The sequence below is a fragment of the Serratia sp. NA_112.1 genome (assembly GCF_052691715.1).
The window spans coordinates 21963-46007 of the sequence record NZ_JBQZFO010000013.1 but is presented as its reverse complement, the minus strand read 5'-3'; the positions used below and the strand labels follow the sequence as shown (position 1 = coordinate 46007).

The window sequence follows — 24045 nt, the reverse complement described above, 5'->3', positions numbered from 1 at the left end:
TTTTGCATATTGAATTGTCAGAGAAGAGAATCACTATGAGCACCACCGATACCATCGTAGCCCAAGCCACCCCGCCGGGACGCGGCGGCGTCGGCATTCTGCGTATTTCCGGCCGTGGCGCCAAAGACGTCGCCCAGGCTTTGCTCGGTAAGCTACCCAAGCCACGTTACGCCGATTACCTGCCATTCCGAGATGCCGCAGGTGCCACCCTGGATCAGGGCATCGCACTGTGGTTCCCGGGCCCTAATTCGTTTACCGGCGAAGACGTGCTGGAGCTGCAAGGCCATGGCGGGCCGGTGATCCTCGATCTGCTGCTCAAACGCGTGTTGGCGCTGCCAGGCATGCGTATCGCGCGGCCCGGCGAGTTTTCCGAACGCGCATTCCTCAACGACAAGCTGGATTTGGCACAGGCCGAGGCGATTGCCGACCTGATCGATGCCAGTTCCGAGCAGGCGGCGCGCTCAGCCATGAACTCGCTGCAGGGGGCTTTTTCCACCCGCATCCACCAACTTGTGGAAGCACTTACTCACCTGCGAATCTACGTAGAAGCGGCCATCGACTTCCCCGATGAGGAAATCGACTTCCTGTCTGACGGTAAAATCGAAGCGCAGCTCAACGGCGTTATGGCCTTTCTTGCCAGCGTCCGCGCCGAAGCGCGCCAGGGCAGCCTGCTGCGTGAAGGGATGAAGGTGGTGATCGCCGGGCGGCCAAACGCCGGTAAATCCAGCCTGCTGAACGCATTGGCCGGCCGCGAAGCGGCGATTGTTACCGATATCGCCGGTACCACCCGCGACGTCTTGCGCGAACATATTCACATCGACGGCATGCCACTGCACATCATCGACACCGCCGGCCTGCGTGAAGCTATCGACGAAGTTGAACGCATTGGTATCGAACGTGCATGGAATGAGATCGAACAGGCGGATCGCGTACTGTTTATGGTCGACGGCACCACCACCGCAGCCACCGAACCGGCTGAGATTTGGCCAGAGTTTATGGCCCGCCTGCCACATCGTCTACCGATCACCGTGGTGCGCAACAAAGCCGACATCACTGGTGAAACACTGGGCATGACAGAAGTGAATGGTCACTCACTTATTCGCCTTTCGGCACGTACTGGTGAAGGCATCGATCTGCTGCGTGACCACCTGAAGCAAAGCATGGGCTTCACCAGCAATATGGAAGGCGGCTTCCTGGCACGCCGTCGCCACCTGCAGGCGCTTGAGCAAGCGGCTCAGCATCTGGTTGAGGGCAAAGAACAGTTAGTGAGCGCTTACGCGGGGGAGCTGTTGGCCGAAGAATTACGCCTGGCGCAGCAAGCGCTGAGTGAAATCACCGGCGAATTTACCTCTGACGACCTGCTGGGACGCATTTTCTCCAGCTTCTGTATCGGTAAGTAAACCATCATCCCTCTAAGGAAAGAGCATACATGGCATTAACTCTCAGGGTGTTACTGGAAAACCGCCGCGCCACCGGCATGGATAAATCGCTGCTGGTGAAGGCCGGGCTCAGCCTGTTGATTGAGGATGAAACGGACTCGGTTTTGTTCGATACCGGCCCCGATGGCAGTTTTCTGCATAACGCAGAGCTGATGGGCGTCGATCTTTCCGGGTTAACCGCTACGGTGCTGTCGCATGGCCATTATGACCACTGCGGCGGCGTCCCCTGGCTACCCGATAACAGCCGCATCATTTGCCATCCGCAAATCGCCGATGAGCGCTATTCGGCGGTGAAACTGCTTGGCCATAGTCAGAAAATCAAAAAGTTATCGCTGGATATCGATTACTCCCGCCATCGTATGGAGTACAGCCGTAAGCCGCTGCATATCAGCGAACGCTTTATGTGGTCAGGGGAGATCGCGGTGGCCAAGCCGAAAGCCTATGGCGTGATAGGAGGTAAAACTGAGGCTGTAGATTACGTTATCGACGAGGGAGTGCTGATTTATAAGTCCGATCGTGGGTTGGTGATAATTACCGGCTGTGGACATCGTGGGATCATTAACATCGTGCGTCACTGTCAAAAGATAACCGGGGTCAATAAGATCCATGCGTTGATCGGTGGTTTCCATCTGCGCTGCGCCTCACCGCGCCTGATATGGCAGGTCAGGCAATTTCTGAATCAGCAAAAACCCGATAAGCTCATGGGCTGCCATTGTACTGGCACATGGGGGAAGCTGTGGTTACCGGAGGGGGTAGCGCCGGCGACGGGCGATACCTTGGTTCTGGGATAAACGCCAACAAGCACATTCGTTTTCACCGCCATACCGCAGAACAAGGTCCGCTATCTCCCCTACCTTGTCAAAACTCACCTAAGCTTATCTCAGCGATTTTTATCGGGAGAGATAAGAAAAAATGAACTAACCACTGGATTTACTGGGTGTCGGCCTTGGCCCTTTCAACCTCAGTCTGGCCGCCCTGGCCTATGAAAGTGGCATACTCAATTATACCTTTCTCGATCGAAACGCCAGCTTCCGTTGGCATCGCAACCCGGATCTGACCGGTAAGCGGGTAACCGTTGTCGGGGGAGGCCAAAGTGGTGCAGATATTTTCCTGAACGCACTACGCGTCAATTGGGGAGAAGCCGCACAGCTGGACTGGATTTCTCGTCGGCCGAATTTCCAGCCGTTGGACGAGTCCGCCTTCACCAATGAAGACTTCACTCCGGAGGAGGACTCAGCCTGATGGCCTGGTGCTCGGCCCGCATCCTCAATCACCTGCTCGGCAAACCCCATTTTGATTTGACGCCGAACGCATCGATGATCCAATGGTGGAGTGATGCATCTCCGGACAATGATATTGCTTAGTCAGATAAATAGGATAAAACGCATACTGTTTTTTAATGATAAATCCTCGACTTATGCTTAATCTAACTCCCTAGCGTTTTCAGCGCCCCCTCTGTCACGGAGTGAATAATGGCATGTCATTTTGCCCGATGGATCCCCACATCCCCCGCACTGGATACCCGGAGATTATCCGCCGAGGTCGTTGCTGCAACCGCTGCTTTTTCCGTTAAACGCCGCCAGCGCTTCCTACAGGGGCGCATCCTGCTCGCAGAGCTGATGTTTTATCTTTATGGCTTTTCGACATTGCCGGCTCTCGCCACCACCCCCACCGGACGCCCCTGTTTCGTCGATAATCACCTGCCCGATTTCAGCCTGGCCTATGCCAGCGATACGGTGGGGGTTTTACTCAGCCAGGAAGGCAAGGTAGGTCTGGATATCGAAGTGATGCGTGCCCGTGCTGGGCAACATAGGGAGCTGCAACACCAATACCAAACGCCGGCAGAAAACGCCTGGATCAACGCGCAGTACGACCGGCTGGAGGCGGAAACCCAACTGTGGAGCATTCGCCAGAGCGTGCTGAAGCTTTCCGGCCTGGGTAACAGCGGGCAATCGACGCTGCTGCTGCACCCATTTTCCGGTCATTTGCGCTCCAGCATCACTCCTCAGGTTCATGTGATGAGCGATGCCGACGAATACCTGAGTTGGGCTTGCGCACGTGAACCCAGCCTGGAGCGCTTAATCTGCTGGCAATACGAAGCGGGTAAAGGCCTGCATAGGCACGGCGAAATCTCCCCGCGAGCCCCTGCGCTCTCCACCCGCTTTGTAAAACTAACCAGCCTGGCGCTCCAACGCTAACATCCGCGTTTTATGGCTAATCTGTAAGATAAAACTTTCTTTAACGAATAAATTTCTGCATAAAAATGCAAATTCAGCCAATTATTCAGTAATCATCTATTATCACCGCTCTCTTTGCCTTAGTATCTCAAGGTGTTCCAGGCTGAATCTGTTCATTCGAAAGGGAGAATCACCATGTCAGACCAAGCATTAAAAATCGTCACCCTGCTCGGCAGTTTGCGCAAAGGCTCTTACAACGCCATGGTAGCCCGCGCCTTGCCCGGTCTTGCGCCACAGGGTGTCACCATCGAAGCACTTCCCTCTATCCGTGATATTCCGCTGTACGATGCCGATGTACAACAAGAAGAGGGTTTCCCCGCCTCGGTGGAAGCCATTGCCGAGCAAATCCGCCAGGCCGACGGCGTGATCATCGTGACCCCGGAATATAACTATTCGGTACCTGGCGGGTTAAAAAATGCCATCGATTGGCTGTCCCGCCTGCCGAATCAGCCGTTAGCCGGTAAACCGGTGGCGATCCAGACCAGTTCCATGGGGCCGATTGGCGGCGCGCGCTGCCAATATCATCTGCGCCAGATCCTGGTGTTCCTCGATGCGATGGTGATGAACAAGCCGGAGTTTATGGGCGGCGTGATCCAGAACAAAGTGGACGCGCAGGCTGAGGAACTGATCGATCAGGGAACCTTAGACTTCCTGACCGGACAACTGTCCACCTTCAGCGACTATATTCGTCGTCTGAAATAAATGTCTTTTTTGACGCCTTCATTAAAAATCGAATGAAGGCGTCATTTCAATCAGAGAGTCACTGCCAACCCATTAAAAATAAAGTCATTAAATTATGTATTTTTTCATTTTAGCCATCTTACTGGCTTTCACCACCAGACCACTATTAGCCACAGAAATGCGTTATCCCGCCGGAGAAGAGCCGATCGAGCTACCGGTACATAGCCCACTAAGCACCCAACTGCCACGCACCACCCAGAGCCAGGAAGATAAAAAGATCGCAGCCATGTCGTTGTATCTGACGCTGATGCGTGAAGACGGCCGTAACATATGGGCGCCTTATCAACTGGCGGCTTCCTCAGCGGAAAAGGGCCAGACCGAACTGGCAGAGCGCTATCTGCAACTGAGCGCCGATCGCGGGTTATGGTATTACTACAATCTGCTGGAGGATGACGCCTTCAACAACATCCAACACGGCAGTACCTACCAGTCGATTCTGGCGGTAACCAAAGCCCGTTACCTGCAACATGCTCATTGGTTCGAAGGCAAAGCCAGCTATGCCATTCCGAACGGCACACCGCCGCCCGGAGGCTGGCCAACGGTGGTGTACCTGCACGCCTATGGCAAAAGCGCCGGTATCACACCGGAAGAACGCCTGTTTTTTAGTGAGATCGGCGTCGCCTATATAGAGCTCAACGGCACCCAGATGCTGTCGGAAAACAGCTTCCGCTGGTCAAATTACAGTGACGAAAGCACCCAGAGCGCGATTCAGCGAACCCTGCTGTCATCCACCGAAGAATTAAAGCTCAATCCGCAGAAAATCTACCTTGCCGCCCGCGGACAGGGGGCGCTGCATGCCGCCAATCTGTTAGCCAAATACCCGCAACTTTATGCCGGCGCACTGCTGATTGCCCCCAATGGCGGGATCAAGCAGGCACGGCAATCGCTGGCGACCCATAAGCGGCTGGTAGTGGCCTACTACGAACGGCAAAACTTCAGCGATCAAGCACTGGCAATGCACTTTGCCAATCTGTTCAGCAAGAATAATCAGGTAGAGGCTTTGCATTTTGCCCAAGGCGAGAGCCCCGATGGCGGCTGGCAGGCACGTTTTAAACGGCCCTTGCAGTGGGTGTTGCATCAGGTGCCCGACGCAACGCCGGGCGCCTGATATGACTACGCGCATTGGCTTGCAGGCTCTGAGAAAGTTGATTATTAGGGAGAGCGTGCCGAAGAGGTCGTAGCAGCTTCAGCTGCCGGAGCGCCCATCGGTGCGCTAGGCCCGAGTATCTCAGGCTAAAAGCAAACCCAGGGCCGACATTTGTCGGCCCTCAGACTGATGACAAACCTCATTCCTGCCCAGAGCGAGTCGAGGCCGATAAATAAAAATCAGGAAAATCAATTTATTGATTTTCGGCTGCTCACCACAAAGCAGGAAAAACCACGCTTTTTCCTGCTTTGTCAGCAACCTAAGGGCCGACATTTGTCGGCCCTATTCGCATTAATGACCGTCTACAAAGACAATCTTCAGCACAAACAGCACCGCAACCACCACCACGCATGGGCTGATTTCACGCCAGCGGCCGGTACCCAACTTCATTACACAGTAAGAAATAAAGCCGAGCGCGATACCTTCGGTAATTGAGAAGCTGAACGGCATCATCACCGCCGTCACAAACGCCGGTACGGCTTCGGTCAGGTCATCCCACGTCACCCGCGCCAGGCTGGATGTCATCAGCACGCCCACGTAGATCAACGCACCGGCAGCGGCATAAGCCGGCACCATGCCCGCCAATGGCGACAGGAAAATCACCAACAGGAACAGAATACCGGTAACCACCGCGGTCAGACCGGTACGGCCGCCGACGGAAACCCCGGCGGAGCTTTCAATGTAGGCGGTTACAGAAGAGGTGCCGACAAACGAACCGGCCACCGAACTGATGCTGTCCACGTACAGCGCTTGCTTCATACGCGGGAACTTGCCCTTATCGTCGGTCAAACCCGCCTTGTCGGTCACGCCAATCAAAGTGCCGGAGGAGTCAAACAGATTCACCAGCATAAAGGAGAAAATCACCCCTGCCAGGCCAATGTTCAGCGCACCCGCCAAATCAACCTGACCCACCACCGAGGTAATGTTCGGAGGCATGGAGAACACGCCGCCGTATTTCACATCGCCCAGCGCCCAGCCGATCAGGGTAGTTACCACGATGGAAACCAACACCGCCGCATGGAAATTACGTGACGACAGTACGGCAATAATAAAGAAGCCCAGCGCGCCCAACAGCACGTTGTGTGAGGTCAGGCTACCTATGGTCACCAGCGTATCCGGGTTAGCCACCACGATGCCGGCATTTTTCAGCCCCATCATGCCGATAAACAGGCCGATACCGCTGGTGATCCCCACCCGCAGGCTCATGGGTATATTGGCAATCATCCAGTAGCGGACGCGGAAAATAGTCAGCAGTAACAAACCGACCGCGCCCCAGAAGATGGCTCCCATGCCGACCTGCCATGAAATACCCATTGCGCCCACCACCACAAAGGCGAAGAACGCATTGAGGCCCATAGCCGGTGCCAGCGCCACCGGCAGATTCGCCAGCAGGCCCATAAAAATACTGCCGAAAGCGGCAATCAGGCAGGTGGTTACGAACACCGCCTGCGTATCCATGCCCGCCGCACCCAGAATTTGGGGGTTAACGAACACGATATACACCATGGTCAAAAAGGTAGTAATACCGGCAATCGTTTCCGTACGCACCGTGGTGCCATGTTGCTTGAGTTTAAACACACGCCCAAGCAAGCCTTGCTCAACGTCAAGGCCAGTGACTTGTTTGTTCATTTTCAGAAATTCCGAAGAAGGGAATGGACCGTCGCCGGCTATCCTATACCCAAAATAATTGGAGTCGCATCACGGCGGCAAGAACGCGAATCCCCAAGAACTTACTCAAGTAAGTGACTGGGGTGAGCGTTCGCAGCCAACACAGATGCGGTTTCAAGTATGCCGGGTATATAACAAAAAGTCAGGGTTTTGATGCTGATCACAGGTTTTTTTCGCCGTCTTTACGGCTATAAACCCCAACAGGTTGTATTTACTGAGATTGATCGGCAATCGGTGATTCTGGGGTCGCAATCCGGCCTGATGCGGTTAAAGTGGCATTATCACGCATAATCTAAGGACACGGCCCCTGATGAACCAAATTGACTGTATTTTGTTTGATTGCGACGGCACGCTGGTGGACAGCGAAGTTCTTTGTAGCAAAGCCTATGTGCACATGTTTGCCCACTATGGCATTCACCTTTCGCTGGACGAGGTATTCCGGAAATACAAAGGGGTAAAGCTGTACGAGATTATCGAACAGGTTAATGCGGAGCACGGCGCCGCCTTGCCGAAGGAAGAACTGGAGCCTCTATACCGTCAGGAAGTGGCCCGACTGTTTGACCGCGAACTGCAGCAGATTGCCGGTGCGCGCGAACTGCTGGCGCAGGTGACAGTACCAATATGTACTGTGTCTAACGGCCCGGTCAGCAAAATGCAGCACTCGCTCGGCCTGACCGACATGTTGCACTATTTTGATGATCGGTTGTTCAGCGGCTATGACATTCAGCGCTGGAAACCGGACCCGGCGATCATGTTTCACGCCGCCGAAAAAATGCAGGTTGCCGTGGAGCGTTGCATTCTGGTGGACGACTCCGCTGCCGGTGCTCAGGCAGGGATTGCCGCCGGGATCCCGGTATTTTACTTCTGCGCCGATCCGCATAACAAGCCGATCGACCATCCGCTGGTCACCGCATTCGACGATTTGGCGCAATTACCTGCGCTGTGGCGTGAACGCGGCTGGCAGTTAACTAACTAGCCGGCAACGGCGGTTTATTGCGCCACCAGCGCCATGAGCGTTTCAACTCCCGGGTCTGCGGGCTAAAGCGGCAGTTGACCGCATTGGCCAGCAGATCCAGTGCCAGACAAAACACAAAGTACACCAGCGCGATAAACAGGAAGACTTCCATCGGGTACACCATGCTGCGGTTGTTGACCTGGGTCGCCAGAAACGTCAGTTCGCCAACCCCGACGATATAGGCCAGGGAAGTGTCCTTGATCAGCGAAATCCACTGGTTGATAAACGAAGGCACCATCATCCGCAACGCCTGCGGCAACACGATCATCCGTAGCGTTTGCCAACGGGTCAATCCCAGAGACAAACCCGCCTGCCACTGGCCTGGGCCGATGGCGATAATCCCCGCCTTCACCGCATGCGCCAGATAGGCCGAGGCGATCAGCGCCAATGCGCAAACTACGGTGGTGATTTCCGGAATATCCACACCAAAAACGATAGGCAGCAGGAAATAGGTCCAGAAAATCAGCATGATCACCGGGATGGCGCGGAAAAAACCCAGCAGCATGGCCAGTAACCCGGCTGCCACGCCACGCGACATCGCCAGGGCCACCCCCAGCAAGGTGCCGATAATGGCCGAAACCACGCCGGCCATCAGGCTGATCGCCAACGTCAGCGCTGCGCCCCCCAGCGGCCCGTCCGGCCAGGTTCCCCACAGCAGATAACCCAGGTTGTCGTAGATGACGCTGAAATCCATATTAATGTCCTCTCAGCGGTTTACGTTGCTGTCGCCACATACCCCAACCTTCCAACAGGGCAATGATGGCGATGTACAGCACCGTCGCCACGCCAAACGCCTGGAAGGTTCGCAGCGTCTCGGTTTCCACCTGACGCGAAGCATAAGACAGTTCGGCAACGCCGATAGCCATGGTCAGCGAGGAGTTTTTTATCACGTTCATATACTGGCCCAGCAGCGGCGGCATGGCGATTTTCAGCGCCTGCGGCAGCACCACATAGCGCATCGCCTGCCAGCCGGTTAATCCCAGCGCGTTGGCCGCATATTTTTGCCCGTTAGCGACACCACGGATGCCGGAACGGATCTCTTCGGCGATAAAGGCACTGGAGTACAGCGTCAGGCCGAAAAAGCCGGCGAGAAATTCAAACGACGGCCACTCAAGCGGACCGATTTGATGCGAAGTGTTGAGCCACTGCATGGCGGCAGAAGGCAGGATCTGCCCGGCGGCGAAATACCAAAAGAACAACTGCACCAGCAACGGCGTATTGCGAAACAACGAGCTATACCCCACCGCCAGCCAGCGCAGTGTCCACAGGCGGCTGTCACGCATCGCGGTCAGTAAAAATCCCAACAGCGTGGCGGCCAGGCTCGCACAGGCGGAAAGCCACAGCGTCAGCAGGAAGCCCCGCCATAGCCAGCTCAGATACTCCGGCGCCAGCAGCCAATCCAGGTTCATGGTCAATCCTTGTCTTGCAAAATGCGTCAGGGGCGCAGCAAGCTACGCCCCTCCATACAGATTTCAGCCCCACAGAAATCAGGCCTTCGGCTGTTGATCCAAAGGCGCGATTTTGAAGTCGCCGCGTGGCTGTGCGGTTTTGGTTTCCGGGCCAAACCAACGATCGTAGATCTTCGCCGCTTCACCGTCTTTTTCCAGCTTGATCAAAGTGTCGTTAACATTGGCGGTCAGGCGGTCTTCACCCTTGGGAATACCCACCCCCTGATACTCTTTGGTAATGCTGAACGGCGATATTTCGAAATCTGCCTTTTGCGCCGCCGGCAGGTTGCCGAGCAGGCCCACCAGCTTGGCATCATCCTGGGTGATCGCCTGTACGTTGCCGTTGCGCAGTGCTACGAACGCCAGCGGAGTGTCGTCGTAAGAGATCACTTTGGCCGTCGGGTAATGTTCACGCAGGGTAATCTCCTGCACCGTGCCTTTGTCCGCACCGATGCGCAGTTTTTTGATATCTTCCGGGGTTTTCAGCACGCCTTTATGGGCGATAAATTTCTGGCCGGTAGCGAAGTACGGCACGCTGAAGTTCACTTCCTTGGTGCGCTCGTCAGTAATGGTGAAGTTGGCGGCGATCAAATCGACCTTTTTCGCTACCAGCAAAGGAATACGGTTGGCCGGGTTAGTGGCACGCAGCTCCACCTTCACCCCCAGCGCCTTACCGATCGCATCGGCCACATCAACGTCATAGCCCACCAGTTTTTTGCTTTGCGGATCGATATAACCGAACGGAGGATTGCTGTCGAACACCGCGATACGCACTACGCCGGCTTTCTTGATGTCGTCGAGTTTGTCCGCATGCGCAGCACCGGTGGCGAGGCTGGTCAGGCTGGCTAACAAAGTTAAGGCCAAAACGCGATGTTTCATGAGTTGCTCCTAAGGGGTTGATGTCCTGCTGGCTGCTACGCTAGCAAGACCCGCTTAGGTCAGGAAATAATATAAAAAGCTATATTTATAACCTTTTTATCTTTGAGGATTTTAAACAGCATAAAGGCGCAGTTTTCTGCGCCTTTTAAGAGGTAACTCGAGGGGATATTACTCTTTTTTCTCGTCTTTACCGTCGGAGGACAACAGCTTTTCCAGCGCATCGCCACCAATATGACGGAAGTCCTGACCTTTCACGAAGTAGAAGATAAATTCGCAGATGTTCTGGCAACGGTCACCGATACGCTCGATTGAACGGGCGCAGAACAACGCAGTCAGCACGCTGGGAATGGTGCGCGTGTCTTCCATCATGTAAGTCATCAACTGACGCACGATGCCTTCATACTCCTGATCGACCTTTCTGTCTTCGCGATAAATTCGGATCGCCTCATCCAGATCCATACGCGCGAAGGCGTCCAGCACGTCATGCAGCATCTGCACGGTGTGGCGGCCCAACGACTCCAGGCTCACCAACAGTGGCTGATGCTGGTGCGAGAACTTTTCCAACGCGGTACGGCAAATCTTATCCGCCACGTCGCCGATACGTTCCAGCTCGGAGATGGTTTTAATGATCGCCATCACCAGGCGCAGGTCGCTGGCGGTCGGCTGGCGTTTGGCGATGATCCGCACGCAGGCTTCGTCGATCGCCACTTCCATCATATTGACCTTGGCATCGCCTTCGATCACCCGCTTGGCCAACTCACCGTCCTGGTTATGCATCGCAGTAATGGCGTCGGTTAGTTGCTGCTCCACCAGCCCGCCCATGGTCAGCACCTGGGTGCGGATGTGCTCAAGTTCTGCGTTGAACTGGCCGGAAATGTGTTTATTTAAATTCAGGTTATCCATGATGCATCCTATCAACCATAACGGCCAGTGATGTAGTCTTCGGTCTGTTTTTTCTGTGGCGCGGTGAACAGGGTATCAGTATCACTGAACTCGATCAGTTCGCCCAGATACATAAAAGCCGTGGAGTCAGAGCAACGTGCGGCCTGTTGCATGTTGTGGGTTACGATCACCACGGTGTAGTCAGACTTCAGTTCGCTGATCAACTCTTCAATTTTACCGGTGGAAATCGGATCCAGCGCCGAGCAAGGCTCATCGAGCAATAAGACGTCCGGACGAATAGCGATACCGCGGGCGATACACAGGCGCTGCTGCTGGCCGCCGGACAGGCTGTAACCGCTCTGGTGCAGCTTGTCCTTGGTTTCGTTCCACAATGCCGCCTTGGTCAGAGCCCACTGCACGCGCTCATCCATGTCGGCACGCGACAGCTTTTCAAACAGACGTACACCGAAGGCGATATTGTCGTAAATCGACATAGGGAATGGCGTCGGCTTCTGGAACACCATGCCGACCTTGGCACGCAGCAGGGCGATATCCGAGTTGTCGGTCAGAATGTTCTGCCCATCCAGCAGAATGCCGCCTTCTGCACGCTGCTCAGGGTACAACTGATACATCTTGTTGAAAGTGCGCAGCAGCGTTGATTTGCCACAACCGGATGGGCCGATAAACGCGGTGACCTTGTTCTTGGCGATATCCAGCGTGATATTTTTCAGCGCATGGAATTTGCCATAGTAGAAGTTCAGATCGCGTACCTGAATTTTGCTGCTGGAAGCGTCGTTAACCATACTCATCAAGACTTCTCTCTTTTCATCAGCGCCGCCTGGGCCGCGCTCAAAATTTTATGAATGCTTTTGCTTGGCGAAAACTACGCGCGCCAAGATATTCAGTACCAGTACACACAGGGTAATCAACAGCACCCCGGCCCAGGCCAGCTCTTGCCATTCGGCGAACGGGCTCATGGCGAATTTGAAAATGGTCACCGGCAGGTTGGCGATCGGCTGCATCAGGTCGGTGCTCCAGAACTGATTAGACAGCGAGGTAAACAGCAGCGGTGCGGTTTCCCCGGCGATACGCGCAATTGCCAGCAGCACGCCGGTGATAATGCCGGAGACCGAGGCTTTCAGCGTGATGGCGGAAATCATGCGCCATTTCGGCGTACCCAGCGCGTAAGCAGCTTCACGCAGCGTATCCGGCACCAGTTTCAGCATGTTTTCAGTCGTTCGAATCACGATTGGCACCTGTAACAGCGCCAGTGCGATGATCCCGGCCCAACCGGAGAAATGCTGCATCTTCGCCACCACAATGGTGTAGACGAACAGGCCCACGACAATCGACGGTGCTGATAACAGGATGTCGTTAATAAAGCGGATGACTTCCGCCAGCCAGGATTTACGGCCGTATTCCGCCAGGTAAATGCCGGCCATAATGCCCAGCGGCGTACCAAACACCGTAGCCCACATGATCAACAGCCCGCTACCAGCGATGGCGTTAGCCAGGCCGCCACCCGCGGTGTTCGGCGGCGGGGTCATTTCGGTGAACAGCGCCAGCGACATGCCGTCGATGCCTTTGGTCACGGTGGAAAACAGGATCCACACCAGCCAGAACAGGCCAAACACCATGGTCGCCATCGACAAGAACAGTGCCAGACGGTTTTTCTGACGGCGCCAGGCCTGCATTTTGCGACGGCTTTCCAACAGCGCCAGGTTGTTTTGCATTTCCATAGTCGCCACGTTAGCGTCCCTCCTTCTTGGCCAGACGCATCACCATCAACTTCGACAGCGCCAGGACGATAAAGGTGATAACAAACAGGATCAGGCCCAGCTCCATCAACGCTGCGGTGTGAACCCCAGACTCCGCTTCGGCGAATTCGTTGGCCAGCGCAGAGGTAATACTGTTGCCCGGCATATACAGTGAAGCGCTGTCGAGCTGGTAGGTGTTACCGATGATAAAGGTCACCGCCATGGTTTCCCCCAGCGCGCGGCCCAACCCCAGCATCACACCACCAATCACGCCATTTTTGGTAAACGGCAGCACGATACGCCAGATCACTTCCCAGGTGGTGCAGCCAATGCCATAGGCCGACTCTTTCATCATCACCGGGGTCTGTTCGAACACATCGCGCATCACGGCGGCGATGTAAGGAATAATCATAATCGCCAGGATCACCCCGGCAGCCAGAATACCGATACCGAATGCCGGGCCAGAGAACAGCTCACCGACAATCGGAATGCCGGACAGCACATCGCCAACCGGAGTCTGGAAATATTCGGCAAACAGCGGAGCAAACACGAACAGGCCCCACATGCCGTAAACGATACTTGGGATTGCCGCCAGCAGCTCAATGGCGATACCCAGTGGGCGTCGCAGCCAGTTTGGTGCCAACTCGGTCAGGAACAGGGCAATACCAAAGCTGACGGGTACGGCGATAATCAGTGCGATCAGCGAGGTCACTACGGTGCCGTAGATGGGCACCAGCGCACCGAACTGTTCGGCAGGCGCGTCCCACTCTTTGGTCCACAGGAAGGAGAAACCGAATTTCTGGATGCTCGGCCAGGAGGCGAAGACCAGCGAAACAATAATGCCGCCCAGCAACAATAAGGTAATCAGCGCTGCCAGTTTAACCAGCGCGCTGAAGATGACGTCACCATTTTTACTCGGTGCTTTCATGGTCGGCTTGTACTCAGCCATAGATCACTCTCTGTTTTAACCCTGGCAGGCCTAACATGAGTCAGGCCCTGAAAAACTGAGTGGGGCGCGCCGAATCACGCGCCCCTGCGTTGTTAGTACAGCGCTTTACCAGAACTGTCTTTTACGTTGGTTTTCCATGCTGCACGCACCTGCTCGATCACTTCTTTCGGCAGAGTGGCGTAATCCAGGTCATTAGCCTGCTTGGCGCCAGTTTTGTACGCCCAGTCAAAGAACTTCAGCACTTCGGTACCCTGAGCCGGGTTTTTCTGCTCTTTGTGCACCAGGATGAAGGTGGTAGAAGTGATTGGCCAGGCGTTATCACCTTTCTGGTCAGTCAGGTCCTGTGCGAAGGTCTTGCTCCAGTCCACGCCTTTAGCCGCGTTGCTGAAGCTCTCTTCAGTCGGACTGACCGGCTTGCCATCGGCAGAAATCAGCTTGGTGTAAGCTAGGTTGTTCTGCTTGGCGTAAGCGTATTCCACGTAGCCGATAGAGCCTGGCAGACGTTGTACGAAGGCTGCGATGCCGTCGTTACCCTTGCCGCCCAAACCGGTTGGCCAGTTAACGGTAGAGCCTGCGCCGATTTTCTCTTTCCACTGCGCGTTGGCTTTAGACAGGTAGCTGGTGAACACGAACGAGGTGCCTGAACCATCAGCACGACGGACAACGGCAATGTTCTGATCCGGCAGCTTAACGCCAGGGTTGAGCTTGGTGATCGCCGGGTCGTTCCATTTCTTCACGTTACCCAGATAGATATCGCCCAGAGTTTTACCGTCCAGGGTCAGCTCACCGGATTTGATGCCCGGGATGTTAACTGCCAGCACCACACCACCGATCACGGTAGGGAACTGGAACAGGCCATCAGCAGCCAGTTTTTCTTCAGTCAACGGCGCATCAGAAGCACCAAAGTCAACGGTGTTGGCGATGATTTGCTTCACGCCACCAGATGAGCCGATGCCCTGATAGTTAACTTTGTTGCCGGTTTCTTTCTGATAAGAATCTGCCCACTTGGCATAAACCGGAGCGGGGAATGTCGCACCTGCACCGGTCAGGCTAGCAGCAGCGAACGCGGACACGGCGGTCAGGGAGAAAGTCGCTGCCACAATACTGGCGACGGTGGTACGCATCAGTTTCATAATCCCTCCTAATGGGATATTCAAAAATCGACTTCAAGTCGTTTTCATCAGAGTAAGTATTGCTGCAGGAGGGAAAATAGGACAGTTTGGTGACAGTAAAATGTACGAAATGTGACAGTTATATTACAAAAAACCAAAAGTGCAATTAACATCTTGATTAGGCTATTATTTCACCTGAAACATTCTGTTATACCTCATCCAGGCAAAGGGACTGCATATGAAAAAAATACTTATCTTGTCAACGGTTAGCCTTTATTTTCTGGCTATGGCCAACGCCACGGCGGCGGATGGATTACAGCGCAGCAAGCAATCGAGTGGCAGTACCGATAACATCCTTCTTTGGAGCCATTACGACCAAGGTTACATTATTTCTAATTATGAGCTCAGAGATTTAGACGGATTCAAAGAACAATTAAGGCTTCAGGAACAGACCATCAAGAAACTGCAAGACAAGCTGAGCGATATGGAACGCGAGAATCGAAATCAAAACAGCGAGATCGACAATCTGAAACGTAAGTTACAAGGGCAAGACAATGCCCAAAGCGAAATCAGCGATCTGAAACGCTCGGTACAAGAGCTGCATAACAAGATTAAATGATAAAAAAGCCGGCGCTCAGGCCGGCTTTTCGAACATAACAGCGAGTTACTCTACCGTGACAGATTTCGCCAGGTTGCGCGGCTGGTCAACGTCTGTGCCTTTGATCAGTGCCACGTGGTAGGACAGCAGCTGCAACGGCACGGTGTAGAAGATCGGAGCCACGATTTCTTCGACGTGCGGCAACGGGATGATAGTCATGCCTTCGCTGCTGACGAAACCCGCATCCTGATCGGCGAACACGTACAACTGGCCACCGCGCGCGCGCACTTCTTCAATGTTGGACTTCAGCTTTTCCAACAGTTCATTGTTCGGCGCCACCACGATCACCGGCATATCGGCATCGATCAACGCCAGCGGACCATGCTTTAGCTCACCAGCCGCATAGGCCTCTGCGTGAATATAGGAGATCTCTTTGAGCTTCAGTGCACCTTCCATAGCGATCGGGTACTGATCGCCACGGCCGAGGAACAACGCGTGATGCTTGTCGGAGAAGCCTTCCGCCAACGCTTCAATGTTTTTGTCCAGCGACAGCATCTGTTCGATACGCGCCGGCAGCGCCTGCAGGCCGTGCACGATTTCATGCTCCACGCTTTCCGCCATGCCTTTCAGACGACCCAAACGTGCCACCAGCATCAACAGCACCGCAAGCTGGGTAGTAAACGCCTTGGTGGAAGCAACACCAATTTCGGTGCCGGCTTTGGTCATCAGAGCCAGATCGGATTCACGAACCAATGAAGAACCGGCCACGTTACACACGGCTAGTGAACCGAGGTAACCCAGCTCCTTCGATAGGCGCAGTGCCGCCAGCGTATCGGCAGTTTCACCGGACTGCGACAACGTTATGATCAGACTGCCCGGACGCACGGCAGATTTGCGATAGCGGAATTCTGACGCGATTTCCACGTCGCAAGGCACGCCGGCCAGCGATTCGAACCAATAGCGGGCAACCATGCCGGAGTGGTAAGAAGTCCCACAGGCAATGATTTGCACGTGCTGTACCTTCGCCAACAGTTCGTCAGCACGCGGACCCAGCTCGCTCAGGTTGATTTGGCCATGGCTGAAACGCCCTTCCAAGGTGTTCTTCAACGCGAGTGGCTGTTCGTAGATCTCTTTTTGCATGTAGTGGCGGTAAGCGCCTTTGTCACCGGCGTCGTACTGCACCTGAGATTCGATTTCAGGACGCTCAACGGCGTTGCCCTGTTTATCGAAAATGTTGACGGTGCGGCGAGTCATCTCCACCACATCACCTTCTTCCAGGAAGATAAAACGACGGGTTACCGGCAGCAGTGCCAGTTGATCGGAAGCCAGGAAGTTTTCACCCACGCCACGGCCGATAACCAATGGGCTGCCGGAGCGTGCTGCCACCAGCACGCTTGGGTCACGGCTGTCCATCACCACAGTGCCGTATGCACCACGCAACTGAGGGATCACGCGCTGAACCACTTCCAGTAAGGTGCCCCCCTGACGCTGTTCCCAATGCACCAGGTGAGCAATCACCTCGGTATCGGTTTCAGAGCTGAAGTGATAACCGCGTTCGATCAGCAGTTCACGCAGCGGCTCGTGGTTTTCGATGATGCCGTTATGCACCACCGTAATGTAATCAGAAACATGCGGGTGCGCGTTAGCTTCGGTAGGTTCACCGTGCGTTGCCCAGCGGGTGTGAGCAATACCGGTGCCCCCATGCAATTCATGTTGTTCAGCGGCTTCGGCCAGTTTATTGACTTTGCCGACGCGACGTAAACGGCTGACGTTACCTTCAGCATCCACCACCGCCAAACCGGCTGAGTCGTAGCCACGGTATTCAAGACGGCGTAACCCTTCCAACAGAATCTCTGCAATATCACGTTGCGCTACTGCGCCTACAATTCCACACATCAGTTGTATTCCTAATTAAACGCCTTTCGGGGCGCTTTCGATGTCTTGACCTGATTTTGCCGGTTTTTACCGTGCAGCCCCGAGCCTGTAGATAGTGGGGCTTATCCTCTTCATCTTTCGAGCTGCTGCGTTGTTGGCTGCGAGTGCTTATCCCAGTCACTTAGTGAACTAAGCTCCAGGGAATTCACACTCTTGCCGCCTAGCAGCAACTCGAAATCTATTGAGGACTTTTATGTTTTGTATTGGGCTCGTGAATGGAGCCCAACGCAAAACACACTATGACTTCTTTTTCACCGGACGTTGCCAGCCCTGGATATGCACCTGCTTGACGCGGCTCAGTACCAGTTCATCTTCACCGATATCACGGGTTACCGTAGTGCCGGCGGCAATGGTAGAACCTTTGCCGACAGACACTGGCGCCACCAGCTGGGTGTCGGAACCGACAAACACGCCGTCGCCGATAATGGTTTTATGCTTATTGGCACCATCATAGTTACAGGTGATGGTACCGGCACCGATATTCACATCGTCGCCAATCTCGGCATCACCCAGGTAGCTCAGATGACCCGCTTTAGAGCCTTTGCCCAAACGCGCCTTTTTCATTTCGACGAAGTTACCAACATGGGCGCCCACCGCCAGCTCGGCACCTGGACGCAAGCGGGCAAAGGGACCCACGGTGCATTCCGCAGCCAGCACGGCATCTTCCAGCACGCTGTACGGGCTGATTTCGCAGTCATCGCCGATCACGCAGTTTTTCAACACGCAGCCAGCACCGATTTTCACCCGATCCCCGAGCTTGACCGTGCCTTCAATAATGACGTTGGCATCAATAGAGATGTCGCGGCCGTGCACAAGTTCCCCGCGCAGGTCAAAACGCGCCGGATCCAGCAGCATTACGCCGGCCAACAGTAATTTTTCAGACTGTTCTGCCTGATAGATACGCTCAAGCCGCGACAGTTGCAGGCGGTTATTCACGCCTTCCACTTCACTCAGGCGTGATGGATGCACGGCTTCAATTTTCTTGCCGTCGGCATGGGCCAGCGCAATGATATCAGTGATGTAGAATTCACCCTGCGCGTTGTCGTTGTTCAACATCCCCAGCCAGCGCTTGAGATCGCGGCCGTTGGCCACCAGAATACCGGTGTTGATTTCATTGATTTGGCGCTGGGCCTCGCTGGCATCTTTATGCTCAACAATCCCCACCACCTGGTCGTTCTCACGCACGATACGACCGTAACCACTCGGGTCAGCCAGCTTCACCGTCAGCAGACCAATACCGCCCAGGGGCTTCGCGGCCATCAGACGCTGCAAAGTATCGACAGAAATCAGCGGGACGTCGCCGTACAGCATCAGCACGTCTTCATCATCGGCAAAATGCGGGGCAGCCTGCTGCATGGCATGGCCGGTACCCAATTGCTCGGCCTGCAGCACCCAGTTCAGTGCACCATCGGTCAGGGTATTTTTCAGCAAGTCACCGCCATGGCCGTACACCAGATGGACGTTTTTCGCGCCCAGTTTCATCGCGGCATCAATGACGTGCTGCACCATCGGCTTGCCGGCCAACGGATGTAACACCTTGGGAAGATCGGAATACATGCGTGTTCCCTTGCCCGCGGCGAGGATCACCACACTCATTGCGCTGTTCGACATAAGCAACCTGATAACTCCATTTTAATAGACGAAAGTAGAACCCTTTAGTGACGATATTACTACATATTTCTCTGCACGAACCCAGCTCAGGCCTTGGGGCACTAGGCATGCCGAAGTTAACGATCCAGTAACCCGACGGTGGGGATAACTGTCGGCGATCGGCGACATTTCCAGCCGCTATTGAAGGTTATACCTCACAATGCCTGCCGGGGTATCAGGCTTATTTTAAAACAAAAAAAAAGCGACCCAATAGGCCGCTTTCTTAATTTTGGCTGCGTTATGCACGCGCCAAAATATTACATCGATCTTCTGGTGAGCTCGATAACGCGCAGTTTTGCGATCGCTTTCGCCAGTTCTGCAGATGCCTGAGCATAGTCGACATCGCCATGAGAGCTACTGATATGTTCTTCAGCTCTACGCTTAGCTTCCAGCGCTCTCGCTTCGTCGAGGTCCGTTCCACGGATAGCAGTGTCAGCCAGCACGGTGACCACGCTCGGTTGTACCTCAAGGATACCGCCGGACAGGTAGATGAACTCTTCTTCACCGTGTTGTTTAACAATACGCACCATGCCAGGCTTGATGGCAGTCAGCAGCGGCGCATGACCAGGGAAAATCCCCAGTTCGCCTTCGCTACCTGTCACCTGGATCTTTTGCACCAGGCCGGAAAACATATGTTTTTCCGCGCTGACTACATCCAGATGGTAAGTCATAGCCATATCACCCTCCTCTCAAGACGTTACAGTTTCTTGGCTTTTTCCACTGCTTCTTCAATGGTGCCAACCATGTAGAACGCTTGTTCAGGCAGGTGGTCATAGTCGCCGTCCATAATGCCTTTGAAACCACGGATGGTGTCTTTCAGCGATACGAACTTGCCCGGAGAACCGGTGAAGACTTCTGCCACGAAGAACGGCTGAGACAGGAAGCGTTGGATTTTACGCGCACGGGATACAACCAGTTTGTCTTCTTCAGACAGCTCGTCCATACCCAGGATTGCGATAATATCTTTCAGTTCCTGATAGCGTTGCAGAATCGACTGCACGCCACGCGCTACATCGTAGTGCTCCTGGCCAACTACCAGCGGATCCAGCTGACGGCTGGTAGAATCCAGCGGGTCAACGGCCGGGTAGATACCCAGAGAAGCGATATTACGGCTCAGTACCACAGTTGCATCCAAGTGAGCAAAGGTGGTGGCTGGTGACGGGTCAGTCAAGTCATCCGCAGGGACGTAAACGGCCTGTACGGAAGTGATTGAACCGGTCTTGGTAGAGGTGATACGTTCTTGCAGAACACCCATCTCTTCCGCCAGCGTTGGCTGATAACCTACCGCCGATGGCATACGGCCCAGAAGTGCGGACACTTCGGTACCGGCCAGGGTATAACGGTAGATGTTATCAACGAACAGCAGAACGTCACGGCCTTCGTCACGGAATTTCTCCGCCATGGTCAGACCGGTCAGAGCAACGCGCAGACGGTTACCCGGTGGCTCGTTCATCTGGCCGTAAACCAGGGATACTTTGTCCAGTACGTTGGAGTCGTTCATTTCGTGGTAGAAGTCGTTACCCTCACGAGTACGCTCACCCACGCCCGCAAACACAGAATAACCGGAGTGCTCGATCGCGATGTTACGGATCAGCTCCATCATGTTTACGGTTTTACCAACACCAGCACCACCGAACAGACCGACTTTACCCCCCTTGGCGAACGGGCAGATCAGGTCCATTACCTTGATACCGGTTTCCAGCAGATCCTGGGAGTTGGCCAAATCTTCGTAGCTTGGCGCCGGACGGTGAATCGCCCAACGTTCTTCTTCGCCGATATCGCCCTTCATGTCGATTGGTTCACCCAATACGTTCATGATACGGCCCAGGGTAGCTTTACCTACCGGTACTTCAATTGGGTGGTCCAGGTCAGTGACTTTCAGACCGCGACGCAGACCATCAGAGGTCCCCATTGCGATACAGCGAACCACGCCACCGCCCAACTGTTGCTGAACTTCCAGCACCAGCTTATTGGCACCGTTTTCTACCTCAAGAGCGTTGTACACTTTTGGTACGGCATCCTGAGGGAACTCGACGTCCACTACGGCGCCGATTACCTGGATAATCTTTCCAGTAGCCATCTTGAATCCTCTACGTAATTCGTAAACCTAGCTTAAACCGCGGAGGCTCCCGAAACGATCTCGGTGAGTTCCTGAGTGATGCTGGCCTGACGAGCCTTGTTGTATACCAACTGCAGCTCTTTGATCAGGCTACCGCCGTTATCGGTTGCGGCTTTCATCGCTACCATTCGTGCGGCCTGCTCGCTGGCCAGGTTTTCCACGACGCCCTGATAAACCTGAGATTCCACATAGCGACGCAGCAAGGTATCAAGCAGCACTTTTGGATCGGGTTCATACAGGTAATCCCAAGATTTTTTCTTCAGCTCACCGTCATCGGCAGGCGGCAACGGCAGCAACTGAACGATCTGTGGTTCTTGGGACATCGTATTGATAAATTTGTTACTGACAATGTACAACTTGTCCAAACGACCTTCGTCGTAGGCTTGCAGCATCACTTTCACCGGTCCGATCAGCTCCGACAGGGAAGGGTTATCCCCCATGCCGGTGACCTGGGCAACCACGTTGCCACCCACGGAACCAAAGAAAGAAGCGGCTTTAGAGCCAATCAGTGCCAAATCAGTTTCGACACCTTTTTCGGACCAGCCTTTCATCTCTGCCAACAGCCGCTTGAACAGGTTAATGTTCAAGCCACCACAGAGACCACGGTCAGTAGACACCACCAGATACCCGACGCGCTTAACATCACGCTCATCCAGGTACGGGTGCTTATATTCCAGATTACCCAACGCAAGGTGACCAATCACTTTGCGCATGGTCTCTGCATAAGGACGGCTGGCCGCCATGCGTTCCTGCGATTTACGCATTTTGGAGGCGGCGACCATTTCCATCGCTTTAGTGATCTTTTGCGTGTTTTGCACGCTCGCGATCTTACTACGTATCTCTTTTGCGCCGGCCATGTCTGCTTCTCCTCATTGCCAGACGGCCTGCTGTCTTTCAACTGCAGGCCGCTGAGCGTTACCAGGACTGGGTTTTCTTGAAGGTCTCGAGGATGCCTTTCAGCTTGCCCTCGATCTCATCGTTGAAATTGCCAGTTTGGTTGATGTGGTTCAGCAACTCGGCATGCTCGCGGTCTGCGTAAGCAACCAGCGCGGCTTCGAAGCTCACGACTTTCGCGACTTCAACGTCGTTCAGGAAGCCACGTTCTGCGGCAAACAGCACCAGAGACTGTTGTGCGACGGACATCGGCGCATACTGTTTCTGTTTCAACAGCTCGGTCACTTTCTGACCGTGGCTCAGCTGTTTACGGGTCGCATCATCCAGATCGGAAGCGAACTGAGAGAACGCAGCCAGTTCACGATACTGTGCCAGCGCGGTACGAATACCACCGGACAGTTTTTTCATGATCTTGGTTTGCGCTGCACCGCCCACACGGGATACGGATATACCCGGGTTAACCGCCGGACGAATACCGGAGTTAAACAGGTTGGATTCCAGGAAGATCTGACCATCGGTAATCGAGATTACGTTAGTCGGAACGAACGCGGAAACGTCACCCGCCTGAGTTTCAATGATCGGCAGAGCAGTCAGTGAACCGGTTTGGCCTTTGACTTCACCTTTAGTGAAGGCTTCAACATATTCGGCGTTAACACGCGCAGCACGCTCCAGCAAACGGGAGTGGAGATAGAATACGTCGCCTGGGTAAGCTTCACGACCTGGTGGACGACGAAGCAGCAGGGAGATCTGACGGTAAGCAACGGCCTGTTTGGACAGGTCATCATAAACAATCAGCGCATCTTCACCGCGGTCACGGAAGTATTCACCCATCGCACAACCAGCATATGGTGCCAGATATTGCAATGCAGCGGACTCGGACGCGGTAGCAACCACAACGATGGTGTTTGCCAGTGCGCCGTGCTCTTCCAGTTTGCGCACCACGTTAGCGATGGTGGACGCTTTCTGGCCGATAGCCACGTAAACACACTTGATGCCGGAATCGCGTTGGTTGATGATCGCATCGATCGCCAGGGCAGTTTTACCTGTCTGACGGTCACCGATCACCAGCTCACGCTGGCCACGGCCGATTGGGATCATGGCGTCAACAGATTTGTAGCCAGTTTGAACCGGCTGATCTACGGACTGACGCTCGATAACACCAGGGGCAATAGCTTCAACCGGGGAGAAACCGTCGTTATCAACCGGGCCTTTACCATCGATAGGTGCGCCCAGGGTGTTAACTACACGACCCAGCAGGCCACGGCCAACCGGTACTTCCAGAATACGGCCGGTACATTTTACCTTCATGCCTTCGGCCAGATCCGCGTACGGACCCATGACCACAGCACCTACGGAGTCGCGCTCCAGGTTCAATGCGATTGCGTAACGGTTGCCTGGCAGTGCGATCATTTCGCCCTGCATAACTTCGGCCAGACCGTGTACGCGGATGATCCCGTCACTGACGGAAACAATAGTACCTTCATTGTGAGCTTCGCTCACCACATTGAACTGAGCAATGCGCTGCTTGATCAGTTCGCTGATTTCGGTGGAATTCAGTTGCATGCTCCAGTCCCC

The 24045-nt window shown here is 54.4% G+C and carries 23 protein-coding genes and 2 pseudogenes; 10 read left to right on the top strand and 15 right to left on the bottom strand.

The window, feature by feature from the left end:
- Nucleotides 1-35: 35 nt before the first annotated feature.
- The 8 genes and pseudogenes from mnmE to ACUTQ5_RS19655 all read left to right on the top strand — a co-directional run bounded on the left by mnmE (nt 36) and on the right by ACUTQ5_RS19655 (nt 5525).
- Nucleotides 36-1400 (top strand): tRNA uridine-5-carboxymethylaminomethyl(34) synthesis GTPase MnmE, encoded by a 1365-nt coding sequence (mnmE, locus tag ACUTQ5_RS19690; protein WP_445652614.1) that lies wholly within the window; start codon nt 36-38, stop codon nt 1398-1400.
- Between the two features lie 29 nt (nt 1401-1429).
- Complete coding sequence (locus ACUTQ5_RS19685) at nt 1430-2230, top strand: MBL fold metallo-hydrolase (protein ID WP_445652613.1); 801 nt, start codon at nt 1430-1432, stop codon at nt 2228-2230.
- Between the two features lie 133 nt (nt 2231-2363).
- Nucleotides 2364-2429 (top strand): annotated as a pseudogene (locus ACUTQ5_RS19680) (SidA/IucD/PvdA family monooxygenase); the annotation flags it as partial.
- 51 nt (nt 2430-2480) lie between these two features.
- Nucleotides 2481-2666, top strand: a pseudogene (locus ACUTQ5_RS19675) (SidA/IucD/PvdA family monooxygenase); the annotation flags it as partial.
- A 14-nt stretch (nt 2667-2680) separates the two neighbouring features.
- The gene (locus ACUTQ5_RS19670) at nt 2681-2803 is read left to right on the top strand and encodes a hypothetical protein (RefSeq protein WP_445652612.1); all 123 of its coding nucleotides are present in this window, start codon (nt 2681-2683) and stop codon (nt 2801-2803) included.
- Nucleotides 2804-2911: 108 nt separating this feature from the next.
- Nucleotides 2912-3637 (top strand): 4'-phosphopantetheinyl transferase family protein, encoded by a 726-nt coding sequence (locus tag ACUTQ5_RS19665; protein WP_445652611.1) that lies wholly within the window; start codon nt 2912-2914, stop codon nt 3635-3637.
- Nucleotides 3638-3811: 174 nt separating this feature from the next.
- Complete coding sequence (locus ACUTQ5_RS19660; protein ID WP_445652610.1) at nt 3812-4378, top strand: NADPH-dependent FMN reductase; 567 nt, start codon at nt 3812-3814, stop codon at nt 4376-4378.
- A gap of 94 nt (nt 4379-4472) precedes the next feature.
- Entirely contained in the window at nt 4473-5525 is a 1053-nt protein-coding gene (locus ACUTQ5_RS19655; protein ID WP_445652609.1) for a hypothetical protein, read from the top strand.
- A gap of 330 nt (nt 5526-5855) precedes the next feature.
- On the opposite strand, the gene ACUTQ5_RS19650 is transcribed toward ACUTQ5_RS19655, so the two are convergent.
- Nucleotides 5856-7193, bottom strand: a complete 1338-nt coding sequence (locus tag ACUTQ5_RS19650; protein WP_445652608.1) for an NCS2 family permease — start codon at nt 7191-7193, stop codon at nt 5856-5858.
- 349 nt (nt 7194-7542) lie between these two features.
- Here ACUTQ5_RS19650 and yieH point away from each other — a divergent pair, with 349 nt between their 5' ends.
- Nucleotides 7543-8208 (top strand): 6-phosphogluconate phosphatase, encoded by a 666-nt coding sequence (gene yieH / locus ACUTQ5_RS19645; RefSeq protein WP_445652607.1) that lies wholly within the window; start codon nt 7543-7545, stop codon nt 8206-8208.
- Here yieH and ACUTQ5_RS19640 read toward each other — a convergent pair.
- The 8 genes from ACUTQ5_RS19640 to pstS all read right to left on the bottom strand — a co-directional run bounded on the left by ACUTQ5_RS19640 (nt 8201) and on the right by pstS (nt 15295).
- A complete protein-coding gene (locus ACUTQ5_RS19640) occupies nt 8201-8941 on the bottom strand; it encodes an amino acid ABC transporter permease (RefSeq protein WP_445652606.1) in 741 nt (246 codons plus the stop codon). The two genes, yieH and ACUTQ5_RS19640, sit on opposite strands and share 8 nt — an antisense overlap.
- Before the next feature lies 1 nt (nt 8942).
- Nucleotides 8943-9656, bottom strand: coding sequence for an amino acid ABC transporter permease (locus ACUTQ5_RS19635; protein WP_445652605.1), 714 nt, complete (start codon nt 9654-9656; stop codon nt 8943-8945).
- 78 nt (nt 9657-9734) lie between these two features.
- On the bottom strand, nt 9735-10574 hold the full coding sequence (locus ACUTQ5_RS19630) for an ABC transporter substrate-binding protein (RefSeq protein ID WP_445652604.1): 840 nt from the start codon (nt 10572-10574) through the stop codon (nt 9735-9737).
- A 168-nt stretch (nt 10575-10742) separates the two neighbouring features.
- Entirely contained in the window at nt 10743-11477 is a 735-nt protein-coding gene (phoU, locus tag ACUTQ5_RS19625) for a phosphate signaling complex protein PhoU (protein WP_085120124.1), read from the bottom strand.
- Nucleotides 11478-11488: 11 nt separating this feature from the next.
- Complete coding sequence (gene pstB / locus ACUTQ5_RS19620) at nt 11489-12265, bottom strand: phosphate ABC transporter ATP-binding protein PstB (RefSeq protein ID WP_012004491.1); 777 nt, start codon at nt 12263-12265, stop codon at nt 11489-11491.
- A gap of 48 nt (nt 12266-12313) precedes the next feature.
- Nucleotides 12314-13204 carry a phosphate ABC transporter permease PstA gene (gene pstA, locus ACUTQ5_RS19615; RefSeq protein ID WP_153858586.1) on the bottom strand — a complete coding sequence of 297 codons (891 nt, stop codon included), beginning with the start codon at nt 13202-13204 and terminating at the stop codon, nt 12314-12316.
- A gap of 1 nt (nt 13205) precedes the next feature.
- Nucleotides 13206-14162, bottom strand: coding sequence for a phosphate ABC transporter permease PstC (gene pstC, locus ACUTQ5_RS19610; protein WP_135344788.1), 957 nt, complete (start codon nt 14160-14162; stop codon nt 13206-13208).
- 92 nt (nt 14163-14254) lie between these two features.
- A complete protein-coding gene (gene pstS, locus ACUTQ5_RS19605) occupies nt 14255-15295 on the bottom strand; it encodes a phosphate ABC transporter substrate-binding protein PstS (RefSeq protein WP_445652603.1) in 1041 nt (346 codons plus the stop codon).
- A 217-nt stretch (nt 15296-15512) separates the two neighbouring features.
- Here pstS and ACUTQ5_RS19600 point away from each other — a divergent pair, with 217 nt between their 5' ends.
- Nucleotides 15513-15893 carry a hypothetical protein gene (locus tag ACUTQ5_RS19600; RefSeq protein ID WP_445652602.1) on the top strand — a complete coding sequence of 127 codons (381 nt, stop codon included), beginning with the start codon at nt 15513-15515 and terminating at the stop codon, nt 15891-15893.
- Nucleotides 15894-15938: 45 nt separating this feature from the next.
- Here the strand turns inward: ACUTQ5_RS19600 and glmS are convergent, their stop codons facing one another.
- The 6 genes from glmS to atpA all read right to left on the bottom strand — a co-directional run bounded on the left by glmS (nt 15939) and on the right by atpA (nt 24033).
- Nucleotides 15939-17768 (bottom strand): glutamine--fructose-6-phosphate transaminase (isomerizing), encoded by a 1830-nt coding sequence (gene glmS / locus ACUTQ5_RS19595; protein WP_153858537.1) that lies wholly within the window; start codon nt 17766-17768, stop codon nt 15939-15941.
- A gap of 276 nt (nt 17769-18044) precedes the next feature.
- Nucleotides 18045-19418, bottom strand: a complete 1374-nt coding sequence (gene glmU, locus ACUTQ5_RS19590; RefSeq protein WP_445652601.1) for a bifunctional UDP-N-acetylglucosamine diphosphorylase/glucosamine-1-phosphate N-acetyltransferase GlmU — start codon at nt 19416-19418, stop codon at nt 18045-18047.
- A gap of 296 nt (nt 19419-19714) precedes the next feature.
- A complete protein-coding gene (locus tag ACUTQ5_RS19585; protein WP_445652600.1) occupies nt 19715-20134 on the bottom strand; it encodes a F0F1 ATP synthase subunit epsilon in 420 nt (139 codons plus the stop codon).
- Nucleotides 20135-20154: 20 nt separating this feature from the next.
- A complete protein-coding gene (gene atpD, locus ACUTQ5_RS19580) occupies nt 20155-21537 on the bottom strand; it encodes a F0F1 ATP synthase subunit beta (protein ID WP_012004485.1) in 1383 nt (460 codons plus the stop codon).
- Between the two features lie 32 nt (nt 21538-21569).
- Entirely contained in the window at nt 21570-22433 is an 864-nt protein-coding gene (gene atpG, locus ACUTQ5_RS19575) for a F0F1 ATP synthase subunit gamma (protein WP_174354830.1), read from the bottom strand.
- Nucleotides 22434-22491: 58 nt separating this feature from the next.
- Nucleotides 22492-24033 (bottom strand): F0F1 ATP synthase subunit alpha, encoded by a 1542-nt coding sequence (atpA, locus tag ACUTQ5_RS19570; RefSeq protein WP_012004483.1) that lies wholly within the window; start codon nt 24031-24033, stop codon nt 22492-22494.
- Nucleotides 24034-24045 lie beyond the last annotated feature (12 nt).

What these genes read in the sequence shown, in the direction of transcription:
- mnmE (WP_445652614.1), top strand. Translation starts at nt 36, where the DNA reads ATGAGCACCACCGATACCATCGTAGCCCAAGCCACCCCGCCGGGACGC.
- ACUTQ5_RS19685 (WP_445652613.1), top strand. Translation starts at nt 1,430, where the DNA reads ATGGCATTAACTCTCAGGGTGTTACTGGAAAACCGCCGCGCCACCGGC.
- ACUTQ5_RS19670 (WP_445652612.1), top strand. Translation starts at nt 2,681, where the DNA reads ATGGCCTGGTGCTCGGCCCGCATCCTCAATCACCTGCTCGGCAAACCC.
- ACUTQ5_RS19665 (WP_445652611.1), top strand. Translation starts at nt 2,912, where the DNA reads ATGGCATGTCATTTTGCCCGATGGATCCCCACATCCCCCGCACTGGAT.
- ACUTQ5_RS19660 (WP_445652610.1), top strand. Translation starts at nt 3,812, where the DNA reads ATGTCAGACCAAGCATTAAAAATCGTCACCCTGCTCGGCAGTTTGCGC.
- ACUTQ5_RS19655 (WP_445652609.1), top strand. Translation starts at nt 4,473, where the DNA reads ATGTATTTTTTCATTTTAGCCATCTTACTGGCTTTCACCACCAGACCA.
- ACUTQ5_RS19650 (WP_445652608.1), bottom strand. Translation starts at nt 7,193, where the DNA reads ATGAACAAACAAGTCACTGGCCTTGACGTTGAGCAAGGCTTGCTTGGG.
- yieH (WP_445652607.1), top strand. Translation starts at nt 7,543, where the DNA reads ATGAACCAAATTGACTGTATTTTGTTTGATTGCGACGGCACGCTGGTG.
- ACUTQ5_RS19640 (WP_445652606.1), bottom strand. Translation starts at nt 8,941, where the DNA reads ATGGATTTCAGCGTCATCTACGACAACCTGGGTTATCTGCTGTGGGGA.
- ACUTQ5_RS19635 (WP_445652605.1), bottom strand. Translation starts at nt 9,656, where the DNA reads ATGAACCTGGATTGGCTGCTGGCGCCGGAGTATCTGAGCTGGCTATGG.
- ACUTQ5_RS19630 (WP_445652604.1), bottom strand. Translation starts at nt 10,574, where the DNA reads ATGAAACATCGCGTTTTGGCCTTAACTTTGTTAGCCAGCCTGACCAGC.
- phoU (WP_085120124.1), bottom strand. Translation starts at nt 11,477, where the DNA reads ATGGATAACCTGAATTTAAATAAACACATTTCCGGCCAGTTCAACGCA.
- pstB (WP_012004491.1), bottom strand. Translation starts at nt 12,265, where the DNA reads ATGAGTATGGTTAACGACGCTTCCAGCAGCAAAATTCAGGTACGCGAT.
- pstC (WP_135344788.1), bottom strand. Translation starts at nt 14,162, where the DNA reads ATGGCTGAGTACAAGCCGACCATGAAAGCACCGAGTAAAAATGGTGAC.
- pstS (WP_445652603.1), bottom strand. Translation starts at nt 15,295, where the DNA reads ATGAAACTGATGCGTACCACCGTCGCCAGTATTGTGGCAGCGACTTTC.
- ACUTQ5_RS19600 (WP_445652602.1), top strand. Translation starts at nt 15,513, where the DNA reads ATGAAAAAAATACTTATCTTGTCAACGGTTAGCCTTTATTTTCTGGCT.
- glmS (WP_153858537.1), bottom strand. Translation starts at nt 17,768, where the DNA reads ATGTGTGGAATTGTAGGCGCAGTAGCGCAACGTGATATTGCAGAGATT.
- glmU (WP_445652601.1), bottom strand. Translation starts at nt 19,418, where the DNA reads ATGTCGAACAGCGCAATGAGTGTGGTGATCCTCGCCGCGGGCAAGGGA.
- ACUTQ5_RS19585 (WP_445652600.1), bottom strand. Translation starts at nt 20,134, where the DNA reads ATGGCTATGACTTACCATCTGGATGTAGTCAGCGCGGAAAAACATATG.
- atpD (WP_012004485.1), bottom strand. Translation starts at nt 21,537, where the DNA reads ATGGCTACTGGAAAGATTATCCAGGTAATCGGCGCCGTAGTGGACGTC.
- atpG (WP_174354830.1), bottom strand. Translation starts at nt 22,433, where the DNA reads ATGGCCGGCGCAAAAGAGATACGTAGTAAGATCGCGAGCGTGCAAAAC.
- atpA (WP_012004483.1), bottom strand. Translation starts at nt 24,033, where the DNA reads ATGCAACTGAATTCCACCGAAATCAGCGAACTGATCAAGCAGCGCATT.